This window comes from Prosthecobacter fusiformis, assembly GCF_004364345.1.
In the GTDB taxonomy this organism is placed as follows: Bacteria; Verrucomicrobiota; Verrucomicrobiia; order Verrucomicrobiales; family Verrucomicrobiaceae; genus Prosthecobacter; species Prosthecobacter fusiformis.
In genome coordinates, this window is the sequence record NZ_SOCA01000001.1 from 227,169 (window position 1) to 248,388 (window position 21,220).

At 53.8% G+C, this 21,220-nt stretch carries 11 protein-coding genes and 2 tRNA genes; 9 read left to right on the forward strand and 4 right to left on the reverse strand.

The window, feature by feature from the left end; genetic code table 11:
* Positions 1–45: 45 nt before the first annotated feature.
* The 7 genes from EI77_RS00725 to EI77_RS00755 all read left to right on the forward strand — a co-directional run bounded on the left by EI77_RS00725 (position 46) and on the right by EI77_RS00755 (position 8,399).
* Positions 46–957 (forward strand): YceI family protein, encoded by a 912-nt coding sequence (locus tag EI77_RS00725; RefSeq protein ID WP_133792845.1) that lies wholly within the window; start codon positions 46–48, stop codon positions 955–957.
* Positions 954–2,537, forward strand: a complete 1,584-nt coding sequence (locus tag EI77_RS00730) for an esterase/lipase family protein (protein ID WP_133792846.1) — start codon at positions 954–956, stop codon at positions 2,535–2,537. The genes EI77_RS00725 and EI77_RS00730 overlap by 4 nt, the downstream gene beginning before the upstream one ends.
* Before the next feature lie 80 nt (positions 2,538–2,617).
* Entirely contained in the window at positions 2,618–3,427 is an 810-nt protein-coding gene (locus EI77_RS00735) for a hypothetical protein (RefSeq protein WP_133792847.1), read from the forward strand.
* A 13-nt stretch (positions 3,428–3,440) separates the two neighbouring features.
* Positions 3,441–4,172 carry a hypothetical protein gene (locus tag EI77_RS00740; protein ID WP_133792848.1) on the forward strand — a complete coding sequence of 244 codons (732 nt, stop codon included), beginning with the start codon at positions 3,441–3,443 and terminating at the stop codon, positions 4,170–4,172.
* Between the two features lie 204 nt (positions 4,173–4,376).
* On the forward strand, positions 4,377–6,863 hold the full coding sequence (locus EI77_RS00745) for a hybrid sensor histidine kinase/response regulator (protein ID WP_133792849.1): 2,487 nt from the start codon (positions 4,377–4,379) through the stop codon (positions 6,861–6,863).
* Positions 6,864–6,924: 61 nt separating this feature from the next.
* On the forward strand, positions 6,925–8,133 hold the full coding sequence (locus tag EI77_RS00750; RefSeq protein WP_133792850.1) for an FAD-dependent oxidoreductase: 1,209 nt from the start codon (positions 6,925–6,927) through the stop codon (positions 8,131–8,133).
* 50 nt (positions 8,134–8,183) lie between these two features.
* On the forward strand, positions 8,184–8,399 hold the full coding sequence (locus EI77_RS00755) for a hypothetical protein (protein WP_133792851.1): 216 nt from the start codon (positions 8,184–8,186) through the stop codon (positions 8,397–8,399).
* Between the two features lie 163 nt (positions 8,400–8,562).
* On the opposite strand, the gene EI77_RS00760 is transcribed toward EI77_RS00755, so the two are convergent.
* Together EI77_RS00760 and EI77_RS00765 are read right to left on the reverse strand one after the other, a co-directional pair.
* The gene (locus EI77_RS00760; RefSeq protein WP_133792852.1) at positions 8,563–8,829 is read right to left on the reverse strand and encodes a GIY-YIG nuclease family protein; all 267 of its coding nucleotides are present in this window, start codon (positions 8,827–8,829) and stop codon (positions 8,563–8,565) included.
* A gap of 330 nt (positions 8,830–9,159) precedes the next feature.
* Positions 9,160–9,236 (reverse strand) — tRNA-Met (locus EI77_RS00765).
* A 120-nt stretch (positions 9,237–9,356) separates the two neighbouring features.
* On the opposite strand from EI77_RS00765, the gene EI77_RS00770 reads away from it, so the two are divergent.
* Both EI77_RS00770 and EI77_RS00775 read left to right on the forward strand, forming a co-directional pair.
* A complete protein-coding gene (locus EI77_RS00770; protein WP_166646940.1) occupies positions 9,357–10,193 on the forward strand; it encodes a 3-keto-disaccharide hydrolase in 837 nt (278 codons plus the stop codon).
* Between the two features lie 180 nt (positions 10,194–10,373).
* Positions 10,374–10,463 (forward strand) — tRNA-Ser (locus EI77_RS00775).
* A 176-nt stretch (positions 10,464–10,639) separates the two neighbouring features.
* On the opposite strand, the gene EI77_RS00780 is transcribed toward EI77_RS00775, so the two are convergent.
* A complete protein-coding gene (locus EI77_RS00780) occupies positions 10,640–11,188 on the reverse strand; it encodes a dihydrofolate reductase family protein (RefSeq protein WP_133792854.1) in 549 nt (182 codons plus the stop codon).
* Between the two features lie 761 nt (positions 11,189–11,949).
* Complete coding sequence (locus EI77_RS00785) at positions 11,950–20,955, reverse strand: RHS repeat-associated core domain-containing protein (protein WP_166646941.1); 9,006 nt, start codon at positions 20,953–20,955, stop codon at positions 11,950–11,952.
* Positions 20,956–21,220: the final 265 nt, after the last annotated feature.

Below are 21,220 nucleotides of genomic sequence, written 5' to 3' on the forward strand. Positions count from 1 at the left end.
AGAAAACCTTCTAACTACTTTAAACTGGTCTCTTTTATCACTGCCATGCCCACAACCCTTCTCACCGCCGATGAATTGCAAGCCCTGCGTTTGCAGAAGCCTGAGCTCATCATTCTGGATGTCCGCCTGCAAGAGGACCATGAGCGGCGCGCCATCGCAGGCTCCGTGAACAACTGTGTCTATGAAGTGGCATTTCCAGAACGGCTGCCCTCCCTCATCCCGGCTCTGGACACTCCCGTCTGCGTTTATGGTGAATCCGGGGCCAGCCATGAAGCACGGGTGGCGGAAGAGAAGCTGGTACGCGCCGGATACACCCAGGTGCACCGCCTAAACGGCTGCCTGGCGGGATGGTGTGCGGCGGGCCTGCCTGAGCAGGGCACTGGAGCCGCACCAGAGGTACCGGCACTGCCTTCGGGCCACCTAACCATGGATGTCAACGAAAGCCGCGCTGAGTGGCTGGGACGGAATCTTTTAAACAAGCACTGGGGACGGGTGCCCATCACCGCTGGCTATCTGGATGTGGAAAAAGGGGAGATCCAGGGGGGTGAATTTGTGCTCTCGATCGCTGACATCACCTGCGATGATCTGGCGGGGAATCCCTATCATGATGTCCTCATCGCCCACCTGCGCAGTGACGATTTTTTTGATACGGTCCTTTATCCTGAGGCCCGGCTAAAGCTGACCCGTGCCACCCGCATCCCAGATGCGGCTCCCGGCACCCAAAATCTCCAGGTGGAGGCGGATCTGACGCTGCGCGGCATCACTGCCCCCATCACCTTCAGCCTTTCCGCAGGCATGGATGATAAAGGACGCTGTGCTGCCCAGGCAGCATTTAACATCGACCGTACAAGGTGGGGTGTGCTGTATGGCTCCGGCAGCTTTTTCCATCGTCTAGCAGGTCATCTCGTCAATGATTTGATTGAGCTGCAAGTCCGCATCGTTATGGAAGCGGCATGAGATCCTGGGTATCGCTTCCGCTGATCATTGTCCTCTCCGGCAGCTTGGGGTCTTGCGCCATCGCCCCCGCCAAGGTGGAGCGGGCGATACGCTCACCTTTGATCAGCCTGCGGCCTCAGGAGACGGCCAGTCTTCATGAACTGCTAACTACGGCCCTGACGGAAGATCCAGCCTCCGCCAAGAGCAGCCGGGCCCTGGGGCAGTTCGTGGAGAGGTGGAAGCGTGAAAACCAGCCCGCGCAGGGAGAAGTGAAGGAGGAGGGGCTACCGTCCTATAGGGTCCGCTTTGAAGGCAGCCCTGCGGCCCCAGAGCCGTTGGACTACTTTGATGAGATCCATGCGGCCTCCAGTTTTAAGGTCAAACGTATCCGCCACCATCAGCGCACTGGCATCGGCGCACCACTGCTGGCACTGCGGGAAAACCGCCATCGTGAGCGCGTGGAAAAATACTTTCCGCCCGAGGTCATCAGCCGTCCCATGACAGCCACGCTGGAGGCAGGAGCGGTTAGGCAGGGCACCCGCAGTGTCCGCATCCGCCTGCTCTGTTCACTGCAAAACGAGACCGTAGTTCACCAGGGGAAGTCGCAGCCCTTGGCGGCTGATTTTTCCATGCCGTGGGCCTCGGCGCTCTCACGTGCAGGCAGGCTTCAGCAGTCCGCCATCCTGGACATGCTGACGCGCACCCCCCGGCGGCAGCCACAGCTATACCTGATGGAGCCGTATGATCCTGAAAAGGAGCCGCTCATCATGATCCATGGACTGCTTTCCACGCCGCTGGCCTGGGCGCAGATCAGCAATGACCTCTGGGGGGATGAGACCGTGCGCCGCCGCTACCAGATCTGGCATTATCTTTACAATACCTCCGCCCCGGCGCTCTACTCCGCACGTATTCTGCGGGGCCAGCTTCGTGAATTACGCTTTTTGTTAGACCCCGAAGGGGATGATCCCGCCAGCCAGAAGGCCACGCTGCTGACTCACAGCATGGGCGGGCTCATCGGCAAGGGCCTCGTCGTCACCCCAGGGGATGCTTTTTGGAAAGCGGCCTTCAAGGTGCCACCGGAGGAATTGAAGCTCACCGCCGAAGACCGCACCGTGCTCAACGATGCCTTTAACTGGCAGGGTGACCGCAGCATCCGCCGCATCCTCTTCATCTGCACACCGCACCGGGGGAGTGCCTTTGCGGACAATCCGGCAGGGCGCATCGGGAGCTGGCTAACGAGGCCGCCCAGCCAGTTTCAGGATTTTTTTAAACGGGTCTCAGCGGAGAATCCCGATGTTTTTACCCCCGCCTACACCGCCCTGGGACAAGGCCGGCTGGACAGCGTGAGCGCCCTATCCCCACGCCAGCCCACCCTGCGCATCCTGGCCGGGCTACCCATCCCAAAAAGAGTGAAAACCCATAGCATCATCGGCAACCGTGGCCGTGACGGCCCGCTGGAGAATAGCAGTGACGGCATTGTCCCCTATGCTAGCAGCCACCTGGACGGTGCGGATTCAGAACTCGTCGTCCCCACCGGTCATGGTGCCTTCCACCACCCGGCAGCCATGGCTGAGATCCTGCGGGTTTTGAGACTGCCCTGAGGGCAAAGAATCATACACAATTCAGATTATCTTCCTTGACACTTTGCAACACAAAGCCAATTACTTTGTGCAACAAAGCAATGAGCAACGCCGCCCATATCCACCAAAACCTAAAGTTGCTGATCAAAGGAGATCCAGTGACGCTGGCGGGGTGGTTGAGGCAGGAGTCCATGTGGAAAAATCTGGTTCCGATGATAGTCGGCATCGTCATGGGTTGTGCGGCTTATGGGTTTGCCATCGGTCTATGGCGGGCACCGCTGCAAGGACTTTTTGTTGCCGTGAAGATGCCCTGCCTCATCTTTCTGACACTGATGGTCAATGGCCTGATCAATGGAATGTTAGGCTTATTGTTAGGCTCGGGCATGTCCTTCCGCCAGACGCTGATGGCCTGTTTGATGAGCTTCGCCACCTTCAGTCTCATCGTGGGATCCCTCAGCCCGATTGCCATGGCCGTGGTGCTGGATGCGCCCCGCCCCGGAGAGGCTGGGGCCGATGACTGGTACCGTGCCATTCTGCTCACCCACACGGCCATCATCGCCTTTGCCGGGGTGGTGGCCAATCACAAGCTGCTGCGGCTCATCCAGGTTTTTTCAGGCAGCAGGAGCACAGGGTGGAGGACGCTGCTGGCCTGGCTGGCGGGCAATCTGTTTGTCGGTGCCCAGTTATCCTACAACTTCCGGCCATTCTTCGGCAATCCCGCGCTGCCCATCCAGTTTCTACGGCCCAATCCCTTCGACGGTAGCTTCTATGAATCCGTCTGGAGCCTGAGTCGTGCTTCTCTACCCAGCACGCTAGACCGGCTGGATGCAATCCCCTTCCTGATGCTGTTTGTAGGCCTTTTTATATTCATTGCGGGCCGCTTTTACAAACCCACAGGAACAAAACACTAACTCAGATAGCCCCATGAATACCGAAAACACCCCGCCCCCGCTGCCCACCGCCAGCAATATGACAAACAACATGATTGTGGAACCTATGAGCGGACCGGTCACACTCATCAATGTCATCGAAAATCTGTTAAAACATCCGGGACGGCTCCTTCATGAATGCCGGAAAGGGCAGCTAAAAGTTCCGCTGCTACTCTTCCTGAGCACCCTCATTTCATTCAGTGTTTTTGGTCTTTTACTGGGCAGTTTTTCCGGTGGCACCCAGCTTTGGGCCTCCCCTTTAAAAGTGACACTGGGCATTACCGCTGCGGTACTTATCTGCCTGCCTAGTCTTTACATCTTCAGTGCTTTGGATGGGCTGGAAGCGCGGCTGGGGCAGATCGTTGTGCTGATCCTTACAGCAGTCGCGCTGGCCGGGCTGCTGCTGCTGGGCTTTGCTCCGGTGATCTGGGTTTTCAGCACCTCCACGAACTCCCTCGCCTTTATGGGATTTTTAGCGCTTATTTTTTGGGTTATCGGTTTGTATTTTGGCTCGCGCCTTCTGCTCCAGGCGGCCCAAAGCCAGGGCATGCAATCCAGTGCTTACCTTAAAACGTGGCTAGGAATCTTCGTTATTGTCACCCTCCAGATGTCCACTTCCCTCCGGCCTTTGCTGGGCACAGCGGAGACACTTCTGCCCAAGGAGAAAAGATTTTTCATCCATCATTGGTTTGGGAACCTGACTGCGGATATGTCCAGGACTCGTTGATTTTGAAGAAGATAAAAAAAGGTCATAAAATGACACGCTAACGCATCTCTCGGGGGTAAGAGAGCGTTATCGAATTGCTGAAATTTCTCCCGCCTGAGTGAATTCTCCTAAAATCCGGTTTGGACAAGGAACAAAAGTGCGAGAAGTCTGGTCCCGAATTTACACCGCTCGCCAGTGACCGTCCCCCCGCACCCGTCCTCCCCTTTGCCAGCGGTCGATTCCCCGCTGCCTTTGGCTGAGCGCATCTGCAACGGTGTGGTCATCACGGCCACACTGGTGCCGGTGGCGGTTGCAGGCAGCAATCTGGCCCTGTGGTGTATTCCCGCGCTCCAGTTCATCGCTGGTTGGCCAGGGATGATGGTGATGCGGGTCAATACCTGCGTGGCTATCCTATCGGCTGCGTTTTCACTGCTCCTGTGGCATTTGGCCAAAAGTCGCGGCCCGGCCTGCTGGCAGAGATGGATGGCTCCTTTTTGTGGCGCAGTGGCGGCGGCCATCGGCTGCCTGACTTCGCTGGAATACCTGATGCACTCCGACCTGGGCATCGACACCCTGCTTGGCCCTGCCACCTTTCCCCAAGATCATGCCAATGCCTTCGTGAGCGCCCCAGGCCGGATGAGCCTCAATGCCTCCCTTTCCCTGTTCTTTTTGGGTCTTGCGCTGTGGGGGCTGGACTGGAAAGTCCGCATCTTTAATTTCCGTGGTATTTTCACCGCGCCCATCCTGGCCGTCACCTCCGCCCTCCCGGCCTTTTTTGCCCTGGTCGGCTATGTCTCCGGCACAGGCAATTTCACCGGGCTTTTAAAATCCACCAACATCCTGCTGCACACCGCCCTGAGCCTGATGCTGGTGGCCTTGGGTGTGATGGCCATTCGCAATGACCGCCATCCTGTGCGGCGCATCCTTTCCCAAAGTGCGGGCGGCATGCTGCTGCGCTGGATGCTGCCTGGGTCCACTGCCTCCCTCATCATCCTGGCCTGGATGGTCGGCCGGGGACGTGGCAGCGGACTCATCGCCCCTGGAGAAGGCCGGGCGCTCATGCTCTTTGGCGGTCTCATTCTTTTTTACACCCTCATCATCGCTGTCAGCAGGGCGGTGGACGATGAGGAAACCAAGGCCCGGCTGGCCAAATCCGCCCTCCGTGATGAGGAGCAACGCAGCCAGTCCATCCTCAAAACTTCCCTGGATGGCGTGCTGCTGATGGATGTGGAAGGCCGTATCGTGGACTGGAATCTGGCGGCAGAGCAGATTTTCGGCTGGAAGCGTGAGGAAATGCTCGGCCGCGTCCTGGCAGACTACATTATCCCAGAACGGATGCGTGCGAGCCACACCCATGCACTGCAAACATACCTGGAGACTGGGGTGGGACCTATCCTGGGCCAGCGGCTGGAGCTACCCGCCCTGCGTAGAGACGGCAGCGAATTTCCCGCGGAACTCAGCATCAATGCCGTCGTGGATGCCGTGCCGCCCATGTTTGTGGGATTCATCCGGGATATCACCGCCCGTCAAAAAGCCAACCAAGCCCTGCGCGAAGCCAAAGACGAAGCCGAAAAAGCCAGCCAGGCCAAAGATGATTTCCTGGCCGCCCTGTCCCATGAACTGCGCACCCCGCTGACCCCGGTCCTGCTCAGCTCATCCGTCATGAGCAAAGACATGCGCCTGCCTGAGGACGTGCGTCACGCCCTGGGCATGATCGAGCGCCATGTCAGCCTGGAGGCCCGTCTCATTGATGACCTGCTGGACCTCACCCGCATCTCCCGTGGCAAGCTGCTGCTGCGTACAGAACTTTGTGATGTCCATTCCCTCATCCATCACGCCTGGGAGATCATCAAGGACGATGCCAAGAGCAAAAATCTGGACGTTCAGATCGACCTCCAGGCCAGCCACAGCAGGCTGGCGGGAGATCCAGCACGCATCCAGCAAGTGTTTTGGAATCTCCTCAAAAACGCCGTCAAGTTCACCCCCCCGGCAGGATCCATCCAGCTTACCTCCCACCACGATGCGGCAACCATGACCCTCGTGGTGGAAGTCAAGGACACGGGCATTGGCTTCGAGCCTTCCCTGGCCCAGCAGCTCTTCCTGCCCTTTGAACAGGAAAAAATGGAGGTCCAGTTCGGTGGCCTCGGCCTAGGGCTAGCCATCGCCCGGGCCATTGTTGAGCTTCATGGAGGCAGCATCGCCGCCAGCAGTGCAGGACCTGGAAAAGGAGCCCTCTTTACCGTCGCCCTCCCCTGCGAAGCAGCAACGCAGAAAGATGCCATCGCCAGCGTCAAAAAAAGAGAAATTCAACAGCCCTCCGGCCAGTTTTTCCATATCCTGCTGGTGGAGGATCATGAACCCACGCGCCAAGTACTCGCCCGCCTGCTGAACCGCGCCGGGCATCAGGTGACCGCCGTCGGCAGCATTGCTGAAGCGTTAGTCGCCGCTGAATTGGAAAGCACCCGCCTAGACATGCTGGTCTCAGACGTAGGACTTCCTGACGGTTCAGGCATGGACCTCATGCGCAACCTCCGCAGCCGTGAGATCACCCTGACAGGCATCGCCCTATCTGGTTACGGCATGGAGGAAGACCTGCAACGCACACGGGATGCCGGCTTTGCCCGCCACCTCGTCAAACCTGTGAAATTCGACCAGCTCCTGCAGGCCATCAACGAACTGCACACCTCCGGGGAGATGCAGAACCCCATATAATCGGGAGACTTTGCACACGTCTCCTTCCTCGGCAGAATGAGGGACTTTCGTCTCTCGTTTCATGCCTATACCTCTCCGCATCGCCATCGTCGGCTCCGGCACCGCAGGTCCGGCCGCCGCCCTTTTCCTGGCGCGTGCAGGCCATGAAGTCACCCTCTTTGAGCGCGCTGCCCAGACCCTGCCCGTGGGCGCTGGCTTTCTATTGCAGCCCACCGGTCTCACTGTCCTGCACCACCTCGGCCTCACTTCCGAGCTCCTGCCCCACACCGCCCCCATCACAAAGCTGTACTGCCGCACCCGCGATGGCCGGGTGCTGCTCAATTTATCCTATCAGGAGTTAGGCCAGGGCCTCCATGGCGCAGGCACCCATCGCGCCACCCTACTGGAGGTGCTTTTGAAAGCCCTGCCTCAGGCCGGAGTCCGGGTCCAGTGGGATACCGCCATGCAGAGGCTCAGCCGGGACAGCTCAGGCCGCCCCAGTTTGCATGATTCCCATGGCCACACCCACGGCCCCTATGACCTGCTGCTCATTTGCGATGGAGCCAATTCCACCCTCCGTGCCCAGAGCGGCGTCCCCGCCCGCGTGAGCCGTTATCCCTGGGGTGCCCTCTGGTTCATCGGCCAGCGCACCCCCGAATTTCAACCCGACGTACTCTGGCAATGCGTCCACACCACCCGCCAGCTCAACGGCTACCTGCCCACCGGAACCCGTGATGATCTCCTCAGCCTCTTTTGGAGCATTCGCCTGGATCAGATTCCCCACTGGAAAGACCAGCCCCTCGCCCTCTGGAAAAAGCAGATTCTCACTCTCGCTCCCCAGGCCGAATCCTTCCTCGCCCAAATCCACACCCACGACCAGATCGCCACCGCCGCCTATCATGACGTCAAAATGCGTCACTGGCATGGCGACCGCGTCGTGCTCCTGGGCGATGCCGCCCACGCCCTCAGTCCCCAGCTCGGCCAGGGCGTCAACCTCGCCCTCATGGACGCCGCCACCCTCGCAGATTCGCTCGCCAAATACCCCCTCGACCAGGCCCTCCCCCACTACTCCGCCACCCGCCGCCGCCACCTTCTTTTTTACCAGTTCGCCACCCGCTGGACCACCCCCTTCTTCCAGTCCGGCCTCCTCCCCCTCGGCTGGCTTCGCGACCTCGCCTTCCCCCTCCTGCATACCCTCCCCATCATGCGCCGCCAGATGACCGCCACCATGGCCGGCGGTAAAACTGGCCCCTTCAGCGCCATGAAGTTCGCTCCCCCCTGGGCACCTTAGCCGGACCACAATAAAACATCCGCCACCCCCACCCGCCGCGATCTCCTAACATGAGAGCCGCCCCAACCCACCACTCAGGCGAACCCGTCTTCAAGGTCCCCGCCCAGCCCTTCCAGATCCGGTCCTTCATGGAATCCCTCGAAGCCGAATTCCCAGACACCCGCAGCTCCCGCATCATGGAAGCCTACCAGGAAGCCCAAATGGAAATCCACTCCGACAATCAAGACTCCCTCAAAGCCAAAGTCCGGGAAATTTTATACCGGTAACAGAGACAGGATTGAACCTGTGATCCCGCTCGCGGGATAATGAGCCGGAGGTCCGCACGATGCCGAACACTCACCTCGTAAAAACGGTGAAGGCCGTGCATTGCTGCACGGCCTTCATTTGGTAGCGGGGACAGGATTTGAACCTGTGATCCCGCCTGCGGGATTATGAGCCGGATTGCCCTTGAGGACGAATAAGTCCCGTCATCCGATAAAATCCTGAGCCGCCCTTTTGCGCCTTCAGCAGATTTTCCAGCTTACGCGCCTCAGTGAGCGTCATGGAATCACCCGACCACACAAGCTGCCAAGGCCCCCGAGCTTTTGTCCATTTAGAGACCCCCTCATTGTGGTCCACGAGTCTTTTGGAAACATCCTCCGACAGACCAATATAGAAACGGCCCTCCGCGTTTTGGATCACGTAAACCTGATACATCTCGTAAAATGGTGAAGCCGCCTATTTCTGCACGCTATTTCATTGAGTAACCGAGCCAAAATGAACTCGTGCCCCCTCACAGGATATGCACCTGAGCGCCCGTGCACATCTACCGATAACCAAGTCCATACTCCCCCTCATTAAAGCCCGTCAAAACGGTAAACCCCATCCATTCCTGCACGGCCTTCATTGGGTAGCGGGGACAGGATTTGAACCTGTGATCCCGCTCGCGGGATAATGAGCCGGAGGAGCCGAAACGATGCCGAACACTCACCTCAGACCCACCTCGTAAAAACGGTGAAGGCCGTGCATTGCTGCACGGCCTTCATTTGGTAGCGGGGACAGGATTTGAACCTGTGACCTTCAGGTTATGAGCCTGACGAGCTACCGGGCTGCTCCACCCCGCGGTTTGTTGGGAGATCAACATGCCCTCTCCCAGACAATCCGCAAGCCCTTTTTTGCTTCTTTCTCACGCCGCCCTTGCAACATGCTCCGCCAGTGCTCGTTTCGTCTTCCCACATTTCACCATGAAGTCATCCCTCACCCCCATTCTTCTCCTGGCCCTGACCGGCATCCTCAGCGCCGCGGAAAAACCCGCCCCCGCCGCTCCAGATGCCCCCTCCCCCATCGGCTATTCAGATACCCCCGTCATCCCCGGCACCCAGTGGAAGGTCCACGATATCGACCGTCCCCGTCCTGAATACGTCGCCCCGGGCGAAAAGCTGGGCCAGCCCCCAGCGGATGCCATCATCCTTTTCGATGGCACCAACGCCGACGCCTTCGTCTCCAAGAAAAAGGACGACAAGGGCAAGACAACCTCCGAGTTCGGCCCCTGTGCCTGGGCCATCGATAACGGCGAGCTCGTCGTGGACGGCGGCGATTCCTGGACCAAGGAAGAATTCGCCTCCTGCCAGTTCCACATCGAATGGAAAAGCACCCCCGAGACTGCCGGCAACTCCCAGAAAAAAGGCAACGGCGGCGTCTTCTTCATGGACCGTTACGAATGCCAGATGCTGGACACCTACAACAACCCCACCTATGCCGACGGCATGACCGGTTGCATCTATGGCCAGACCCCACCCCTGGTCAACGCCGTCAAAAAACCCGGCGAATGGCAGACCTACGACATCATCTTCACCGCCCCCAAACTGGAAGGCGATAAAGTCATCGAACCCGCCTACGTCACCACCTTCGTCAACGGCGTCTGCGTGCAGGTCCACACCAAAATCATGGGCCCCACCAAGCACAAAAACATCACCGACTACAGCGGCCCCTTCCCCGCCGCCGCCCCACTCCGCCTTCAGGACCATAAAAACAACCCACCCATCCGCCTGCGCAACATCTGGGTCCGCAAGCTCCCCTGATTCCTGGTCCGAGGGACATACCCTCCAATAGCCCGGATCTCTCCACGCTCTGCCCGCAAGGTCAGGGCGTTTTGCTGCCGCCCCCTCACCCCATCTGCAAAACACCACAAAATCAACTTGCAGCCCACCCCAGACCGCCACATGATAACGGCCTGCTGCCCACCAGGGCAAAAGGAAAATGGACAGATGCCAGAGTGGTCGATCGGGCTCGCCTGGAAAGCGTGTGAACAGTTAAATGTTCCGAGGGTTCGAATCCCTCTCTGTCCGCCATTCTTCGCCGACTTCAGGAGGTGAAGAATGACCTCCGAAGCTCGCAGAGCGAAGGACGGGCCAGCTTCGAATGGCACGCCACAGGAGCAGTCAAGTTAAGCCGAGGCTTCCCCATGGTAAGATGATCGTTCAGCATTCATCGCTGACCTTCGAGCGTATATACTCAGTCTCGTTGGCTACCTTCTCGGCTCATACCGCATCGCGACCGCCCCTGAGCTTAACTCCAGCCGACTCACGAGCCTCAAGTCGATAGGCTTGGAAAGCCCCGCGAACAATATCGGTCCATGGCCCACGAGCTTAGGATGCACCACAAACTCATACTCATCGATCAATCCCAGTTCCGCCAACGCCATGGGCAGCTTCACCCCTCCTACGAACAGCCCCTTGCCAGGCTCCTGCTTGAGCCGCCGGACAGCATCCTCCAAATCTCCCCGCACCAGCTCCGCATTCCAGTCAACATGGTCCAGGGTAGTCGAGACGACATATTTCTTCGCCGCGTTGATCTTCCGGGCGAAGGGTTCCATCCATTCAGGCCTCTCTTCCGTTCCTGCCGTTGGTCGAAACGCGGCCTCCATCATTTCGTAAATCACCCGGCCAAAAAGGAGAGCATCAGCCCGATCAAGATTTTCAATCGCATGACGATGCAATTCTTCGTCACCATCCATTGCAAGGTGATCACAGCAGCCGTCCAAAGTGACGTTAATGGAATATCGAAGGGGTCTCATACAAAATGGGTTCAGCTAAAACGGGAAAACAGCGTCAGGGTCCAATGAATGAACAAGCAGACATCCGTCCGCCAGTCATTTCTCACGCCTCACTGAACGCCTGGAGAAAGAAGTGCCATTCATCCTCATCATGAAAAAGGACTTCGCTCCGGGCCCTTACCATCCACTGACATAAGCTCCCGGATATTGAATGCGTAAGCTCCGCGCCATAGTACATCTAGCCCCCTCCACTCTGTCTTATTTGTGCTCTGACATCAGTTCCCCCAGCTCATGATCGCTCAAGCCGCCTGGAAGTTTGCCGCTTCCAGGAGGGCGGCCCAGCTAATGCGATAAGGGCTTAACATCCGGCACAGACGGCCTGCTCGGGCCGCATGTGACCTTCCACAGCCTAGCTCCACCGCCCGGCAGAGGGGATGCGCGCGAAGCGCGCGCCCCTCGCTGGGCGGTGGATGGCTTGAAGACCCACTATGGCCATATTCCCAAGGCCACTTCGCCGGATCAGATGCCCTGGAGAGTGGCAGGGGTGACTTGCCTGCTATAGATTGTCACTGTTTTCCCTTTCATCGAGGTTTTTCCGCATCTGATGCGTTGTGTAAATCGAATACACATCCCTTGCCATATTTCTCTTCTAAAAGCCTCTTTGCCGCCATCACGTCTTCGGCGTATGTCGTAACTCGTTCGCCCACTTGGTCCGGTTCATGACGCCAGACTATTGCATGAAAAAGACGTTTGTGTGTGTCCGGGGTAGCCATAAGCGAGTTTTATTTTAGAAACGGAGAGAGAACAGCTTCACTGTCACAAAACCCCCCTATCGTGGTATTGGGAGATTTAAGCAGATTATTAATCTGCTGTGGTGCGAGTTGCGGGAAGTTATGCACAGAGACACCCGGAATGTTGCCGAATCGTGCAATATCATCCATGAACATACTTCCATCAACTGTGAAACCACCACTGGGTAGTCCATGAGCGCCGGAGAGGATATCCACTTGACCACCTCCTTTGTAAAGCCCACCATTAACAAGCGGGGCCACATCATTTTGAGAGATTCGGCCTACAGATGTCCAAATTTCACCCCCAGCTTCATTCGTTGTTGATGAAAAAATCCCACCGTGCTTGCTAATTCCTCTTCCGCTCGTCGCAGGAATTCCTGCCCGAGACATAAGCACTCCGGGAGTTTTTGCCGCCGCCATCAAAGCACTTGGTCCGAGTGTTAGTGCGCCATTTATTTTAAACCCAGACCAGGCATTACTGGTGTCAAAAAACACTTTGTGAGCTGCATCCGTATCATCAAGTGCAGCGGCATTTATGCGAAACGGTATTCTTCCCTCATCCCCTCGTATATCCCTGACCGCATCAATAGCATCAAAATACTGGTTAACATTTTTCGCAGTTGCTTCAATTTTGGCAATTCGTGCTTCAAGCTTGCGAATTTGTTGTTCGTATCCTCCGCCAAGTTTTTTCCCTTCGACTTTAGATGGGCGGGCATTTGCTTGTGCCTTTCGAACATCAGCAATCTTGTCCTGTAGCTCGCTGACTGTTGCTAGTCCATCTGGATCCCAGCCCGTCCAAGGGTTCTGCTTCACGTAGGCATAGAGGTTGGGGCCGTCCACGAACCCTGCTGGGTCGCGACTTAGCCATACCCCTGTTTCAATGTCACGATACCGGAAGCCCTCATTCAGCAGGCCGGTAGGATCTTCATCTTTACTATTGGCGCGCTGCTTGTCGGCATTTGTACCTGCTTCAGCGGGGCGTTTGCCATAGGCTTCATAGCTGGCTGACCAGGTCAGAATGCCTCCACCATCACTCTGCGCCACGATGTCTCCACGGCCGTTGCTCAGGTTATAGCGCACTTTCTTGGGCTCATTCACCGTGGGCAGTTTATAGAGGTTGCCGTTGGGAGGATTTCTCGAAGTGCCGAGCAGGCCACCCACCCCGCCGCCCATATCCGGGCCACGCATGTACTCCACGGCCGGAATTGAGGTATTGGTCAGGTCCGAATTGGCAGCGCGCACAAATTCAGCCACGCTGAGGCCACCACTGAAAACGATGGCAGTGCGCAGGGTGGGCAATCCGCCACCGCTTTGCAGGACGCTCCTTCTGCGCATGCGGTAATCGTATTCATACTGGTACACCTTTCGCCCAGTCAGGTTCAGCCCCTGGGGAATATCAACGTTATCCAGGCGGTTCCAGCTATCCCAAATATATTTCGTGGTACGGCTGAGAAGCGTGGCAGTGCCATCCATCACACGACTCGTGCGATTGCCATCGGCATCATACGTATAGGTGCTACCTTCCTGAGGTGTGCCGGATGTGCTGTTGATGTCGGCCCACTTGCGGGTCTGCGTAAGTTGATTGGAGGCATTATAGGTATAGGCCCAGTAACCAGACTCCACACCGGGAGGAATTGCCCCAGCCGAGCCCACCACAACTTCTTTGCTAATGCGGTTGCTAGCACCATCGTATTGATAGTGAGTGGTGGCTGTGGCGTACCTGCTATCGGTGGCCGTTTCCGTTTTGAGCCGCGAAACATTATCATAAGTCATGACAGTGGTGCGTGTGTAGGCCGGAGTGGTCCCAGACGCGTTCCACGTTTCTGCCTGACTGACTACGTTCCCGACCTCATCATAGCTCCAGTTGAATTCGGCCAACTGACCGCTGGAGGTAAGATTGGTAACGTGTTGGTATAACCAGCGATGGATCAATCGGCCATTCTCGTCATACTCATTAAGGGTGACCTGGTTGTTGGCAGATACCATCTTCACGGCCCGACCCGCGCGGTCATATTCATAGGTGGTGTGTCGGTCATCTGCATTGGAGGAAGTCTGAACATCATCGATAATGGTTTTGGGTCTATTTAATGCGTCATAAGTTGTGGTAACGATACGTGGAGTGGCACCATACGAGGCCAACAGGCTGCGTAAGCGGTTACCCACCAGGTCGTATTCATAGGTATGTTGCCGTCCATAGCTTTCTTCACCAATTATTCTGCCAATGGCGTCGTATTGGTACTCCACGGTCTCCGCTTGATAAGAAGAAGATGCTGGGGGAGTAAGATCTACAACTTTAGTCAGATAGCCTTTGTTTAGATTATAAGTCAGGGTCGAGGTGATGGTGCTCGTGCCAGTGGCCAAATGGGGTGCGGATTTTTTGGTAATCCGCCCCGCCATGTCGTAGGTGTAAGTGGTAGCCTTTCCACGCGCATTGGTATCTTTGGTTTTGCGATCCAGGACATAGGTGCTTGAAACAATGTCCGTATTGGCAAAGTTTTGAGCCACAGAACGTCCCAGCGAATCATAAAAGAACGCTGCACTATAAGGAGAAGTCGCTGGCATGTTATACACCCCAGGAGATAAAGCTGTATAATTATTCACCCATGCGTAAGCCATGTCCGCATTCCACCCCACAGGGGCTCTTCCGTCGATCTGTAGAATTTTTCTACCGCTCCAGTCGTAGGCAAATTTGGTCTGCTGATTTTCAGCGTCCGTGGTCAGGATCAATTGGTTGAAATGATCGTAACTATTGGTGGTGATATTTCCCCGCGCATCTCGCACAGTGAGTACATTTCCGCCAGCATCATAACTGAATCGAGTTAGGTTTCCTTTTGCGTCTTCTTTGTAAATAACCCTGCCGGCAGCGTCATATAAATTGCGCGAACTGTAGCCCAGGGGATTGGTGACCACAGCAACACGCCCCATGGCGTCATAAGTTGTCTCACTAACTTCCGACTCTGCAGTTCCACTTCCATAATGAAGGACTTTGGGGCTAACTACTTTTACAACTCGGTTTCGTTTGTCATAATGAGTCAACGTGGTTCGGCTCAGAGCATCGCTGTGTTGAACTGCATTTCCTGCTAGGTCGTAAATGATAGAAGTTGTCGCTGTGGTGGCGCTTGGATTATCGAGATGGGATCTGTATAACAACCCGGCTGTATTATACTCGAACCGCTTCACAACTCCCGCCTTGTCAGTCTGCTTCCAAACTTCACCGTGAGGTGTGTAGAGGGTTTCCTCTGTTTTAAGATTGGGCCAGGCCCCATTCAAATCCGGCAGAACCGTTTTCGTTACCTGACCCAGTGCATCATAGAAAAACTGAGTGATAAAGACCGTGTCTGTAGCACTCTTCTGTTTTAAGCGTTTAGAATAAAACTTCAGTGCTTCTGCATTGGTGGGGGCTGTGTCGTATCCAGTTGTCCCAGGGGACCAAGTTGGCAAAGCCGCAGAAGACTGGGAAGTAACACGCCCCTTCCGGTCATAGGTCGTGTGCAGGACGTTGCCGTCAGGGCGGGTAGTTTTGATGCAGCGGTAAAGGTCGTCATAGGTATAAGTGGTGACATTGCCCATCGCGTCAGTCATCGAAACCGGCTTGTAGCCAGAAACATCAAAGACCGAACCCCCAGCCTCCGCCACTCCATTCGTAGCAATAGAACCTTGATAAGTGTAGCTCGTTGTCTGTGCGTTGCCACTGCCATGATTAACGCTCACGGTCAGTAAGCGACCCAAGACGTCATAAGTGCGGCGTGTATGAATACCACGCGCATCTACCTCTAGAACCGCCTGATTCAAGCTGTTATATTCGAGGACTTCGGTCACAATATCCCCGTTATAGACCACCTGTCCGTTTCCGTCATAGGTCACTGTCGTATAACGGCTGTTAGGCAGCCCGTTACGGTTAAGGTCGATAGTCGAAGAGGTTCGGCGGTTGAGTGCGTCGTATGTATAAAAGGAAAAGACTCCCTCCTCGTTTCTCTCACGTATCAAATTCCCACAAGGATCGTAAATCAGGATCTTGAAGGTGCCATCTGGATAGTTGACTTGAGTCAGCCGATTTTGACTATCATAGTCAAAAGTGGTGGTCATACCGCGTGCATCCGTAACCGAGCGTTTATTACCAGAGAAGTCAGTAACAGTTTTTGTGACTGCCGCCTGCCCATTCAAGCTCTGACTCGACGAAACAGAAGTATATCGATTCGTGGAGTATGTGGTGAGGATAGGGGGGAAAATGGTCGTGGACAGGTTTAAGGGCGCACCACGCATCACTGCGAGAGCATCCAATTTTTCCTGCTTCACCATCCCAGGAGGCCAATAATAGGATGTGTCATATTCCGTTGTTTTGTAATACCCACCTGTCACACCCACAGGACCAGCAACGGTTTCCGAAATTCTTAGGCCAAGGTTGTTAAAGGTATAGTTAGTGGTGACACCATCTGCATCAACCATTGTTTGTAAAAGGCGCTGGGCGGAATAATCAAAAGTCTTTTCCAATTTGCCCTGGCTGACGGTGCTCGTTGGATTGATCTCTTTGATTGGATCATCGTATCCACCTGTTCCATAGACAAATTCGGTTCGGCGGCCATTGCGATCTGTCACAGCACTCAATGCCATAGAGTTAATAGGAGAAAATTCATAGGTCTCCTTCCTCTTGGACTCATCTGCATCACCGATATTCGCGGAAGGAGCGACAATATCCATTTTCTTGAATGCGTATGTAACTGCATGAGGACTAGTTGTGGCTTGAGGATCACCAGTTGGCTCAAGAAATTCCGCATCTCTGAAGATATATCTATAGCTCTGCGAAGGATTCCCTTGCCGACCTATGATCGTATAGAAGTCAGCCGCAGCAGCAGCGAAGTTGCCGCCATTAGGTACAATCGAACGGTTGGTTTCCAATGTCAGTTGGCCCAGTCCTTGAGGTAGAGCCACCGTGCTTAAACGCATGGGCAACCCATAGGACAGGCGGGTGCTAGTCCCATCCCAGGAGTGCATACTCCGGTTTAGTTGATGACCAAATGTATAAACCTGGTGATTTTCATTCTCAAGGGCAGTGAGTTCTAAGTGGGTATGATATGTGGTACCAGAAGTGCCCTGCTCCTTGTCCAGTTGCATTCGATAGGCATAGCCTACTTCGGATGTGCCATTTCCTTTGGATACCTTGGTCAGAACAGTTGCTGGTGAACGCTGATAGCCTGTGTAGGGGATTGGGCTGTCCCCGTTTACAGTGATACTGGAGCTTGAGCCGTTGAGTGGCTGATAGGAATAGTCAATGTCATTTCCGTTGGGATCGCGGACTTTCACCACCCTACCATTATGCTGCTGAATCCAGATTTGGTGCCCGTCACGCTTTGGATCATAAATCTTGCTCGGTATTAAGCTGCCAGGAAGGTCGTATTGATATATGAGCTGATTACCCGCACGGTCCTCTACCCTGGATAAACGTGCATATGTGAATGATTTGACAGGTTGGTTAATGTCTTTGCGGTCCTGCCTCAAAACTTGATGCAAGTAAGTGGAGTAAACCATTTCATAATAGCATTTTGTTCCAAACTTTTTATTAAGCTGGATATTACCAAAGTTCGCCAGATTGGCAGCGTTTCCGCTGTAATTTACAGGTGAAGTTAGCGTAGCGTTAAAGCTGTTAAGCCGGGTTTTGACGTCCCTGTGTTCTTGCCTATCGTGATACCATTGTCCTCCCATGCCGCCGGATGTGTTCAAACGATAATAAGTGCTGACGGATCCGTCTTCATCATGAACTTCTGCCTTGTTTCCATCTTCAAAGCACACATAAGAACAGATGTTGCTAGTCCATCCCGGCCCAAAGGGTTCATACGGACGTTCTTCCGGGCGAAGACCTGAGCGATTATTCCAAACATCGGAGGTTAGACTGCGCCGTACAGCGAGAGGAATTAGTAACCCCGGCGCTTCAACATAAACATCACTGGTAGAGTGCCGTAACTGGCACAGGAAAGGATCGATATGCGTCTCTTCGGGATTCTCCCCGTTTTCTTCTTGCACCTGGGGTTTGGAATCCGGAATAGGTGCACCATTGAGGCCAAACTTTCGATACCGGGTCCCGGCTGCATCAGCAATGGATTGCGGAACAGGCGCAGCGGGAGGGCCTCCTGAAGATTTATACGTTATCTTGATGTGACCATTAATAGGAGCTTCGCCACCTGCGTGAAATAATGAATAGCGTTCACCCGGTCTAATCTCCATTGTGTAATTATAACGAGTGTAAGCTCCATCTTCGGACTTTTTTTCCACCTCCACATCAACAGAAATTCGTTCTGCATTATCAGGCAAATTTTGCGGAAGAACCAGTCTCATATAAGCCCAACTGTTTTTCTGCTCATTATCACCGACTGAGCAAGGTCCATTGGTTTCCCATTCTCTGAACCCTCCATGGCCTGGATGAAAATCCCACGGTGGCACATTCGGATGATGACTCCTAATTGATTCTATGTCTTCATAAGTAATATCACCGTTCAGCCACTTGATATTCCACTCACTGAGAGTCAATCCGATAAAAGTATAAGATTCCAATGAAGGTTCAATGACATAGGCCCTGAATCTATTTTCTGTACCGTGCTGACATGCACAAGTATCCCCGGAACTATGACTACCAATATCGGAGGTTGGTTCACATGCATTAGATTGGGGCCCATCGGCTTTAACATAGATGTCATGACTCAAATCTGAGTGCGTGATCCACCCTGTAGAACCTTCAGTATCTGGAAAATCATCAACTGTTTCTATTTTGTAAGTCTGGATTCGGGGAGTAAGAGAGTCGTCCCCCCCCGCAATCCCTGCCTCTACCACATTGAACGATCTAGATACCGACCAGTTACCAGGCGATGAGAGGTAAGCCTGGTCATAGACTTGGTTGGTGGAGGATCCCAGAGGATCAGGCGTTTCAGTGGGGGGTGACACCGCTCCTCCAAAGTCGCGGATTAGAGGATGCCGTGAACTTTGATATTCTTGTAGATTGGAGAGGCTGTCTCCATCAGGGTTTTCGGCAGGGGTGGCAGGATCGCGAATATCCAGAAAATAGCGATGCTCCCAAAGATCTGGTAATCCATCACCATCGGCATCCCCCGGCAGCAACGGCATTTGCCAGTTTTTGCCACAATTTATATTGATCCACTCCAGATCTGTAATGCCAACATGAGTGGTTGCGTTTGTAGGATCAAGCTTATATCGGACTTCTTCGAAATTGAGAACTCCGTCGTTATCTGGGTCTTGAACCGAGTCATCAAACCAGAACTTAAACATGATGCCCGGCTGAATACTGCTCCAGTATTCCTCCTCAGTGTCAGTTATACCATCACGATCCATATCATGGATTTGAAGATTGCCGTCAAATCGGAACCCATTCTGATACTCTTCCAAATTAGTAAATCCATCCGCATCTAAATCACCCTGGCCGTCCAGGGGATTATTAGGATTCATTTTTCCCAGATAAGATTGTTCGATTAAATCTGGAATTCCATCATTATCGGTATCCTGCGAAGACACCATCCAAAAATCCACGTAAGTATCATTGACTGAATTGGCGTCATTTGGATCTAGGCGCTTGCCATTCACCACGAGTTCACTATAAACGATGAGTTCCTCATGATCAGTGAGACCATCGTCGTCTGAATCCTTCTTATTAGGATTGGTTCCATGAGCCACCTCTTCCCCGTCCAAGAGGCCATCAGTATCGCTGTCTGATTTGCTTGGATTAGTGCCCAGCTGCCATTCATGCTGAGTATTCAGACCGTCATTATCACCATCAGACCATAAAGCAGGATTCGTAATGTGGGAGTCATTTGAGTTTATGACACCATCGCCGTCGAAATCCTGATCATCGTTATAGCCGTCATTGTTGCGGTCGGACCATAAAGCAGGATTCGTAATGTGGGAGTCATTTGAGTTTATGACACCATCACCGTCGAAATCCTGATCATCGTTATAGCCGTCATTGTTACGGTCCGACCATAAAGCAGGATTGTAGTCATGTGTGTCTACAGAATCAACGAAACCGTCTCCATCAGAATCCTGTTGCTCGTCATTATAACCATCATTATTCCGGTCACTCCAAAGCGTCGGATCGTTGTCGTGGGTATCTACTGAGTCAACTCGCCCGTCCCCGTCTGAGTCATGCAAAGAGTCGCTTCGCCCATCTCTGTTCCAATCATCCCATAATAAATTATTAGATGGATCAGATTCTACATCATTGCGGTACCCGTCGCCGTCGCAATCTGGATTCTCTGTATCATTAAACCCATCATAATTCCAATCACGCCATGGTGTAGCATCCTGGGGACGGGGATCGTTGTAATCGGGAACACCATCTCCATCCATATCACTAAGATATTCATCATTCGTGCCATCCCAGTCCCAGTCCTTGTATAGATAGTAATCTTCTGGATGCGTATCCCAATCATTCCCCCAACCATCCCCGTCATAGTCATAATTATGTCCTTCGGAATTATCATTAATACCATTTCCGTTTTCGTCACGCCAAAATAACTCTGGGTTATTAGAATGAGTTGACACTTGTGGATTAAAGGGATCCGAATCTACAGGATTAGGCATACCATCGTCGTCATAGTCGTAGTAACTATATCCACCTCCAGCCAAATAATTGACACTGTAACAATAATAACATTCATCAAAATCGCTATAGCCATCGCTGTCTGTATCCCATAACAAGGGATTAAATCCATTGGAAGGACCTTTCAGCAAATCCACCTCTTGGCCATCAGTTAAACCATCTTCGTCAGTATCGCGCTTCAGGGGGTCTGTACCCCATAAAATCTCGCGTTCATTAACAAGTCCATCACTATCGTAATCCAGTGTGCTATAAACCCACGAATGCTCACCAACATCATATGCTTGGTTACCATTCCAATCCTCATATTGACGTGTTTCAATATTTCCCCCGTTTTCCACTTCATATGATAAAACCGGCACCCCATTGACAGGCGTCAATAATAGAGAGGCAATCAAGACACTGTGTAAAGCCCAGGCATGCCTGGAATATTTCCTTAATCGGTCAAGGGCGTAGGACCGTTTATTTGCGTGCTGCATAAAAATTGTCACCTATACTGACTTCCACCAGCGGGCAATAAATATTTCATTTATTTTTGCTTAAATTTGGATGAACGTTATTTCAGGCTGAAGCCAGATTTGTTCTGATGGTTTGGCCAAGCCGATCATTAAATAAATGGGATCAGGCTGCAGTACTTGACAACCTTGTTTAGTGACTCCCTCC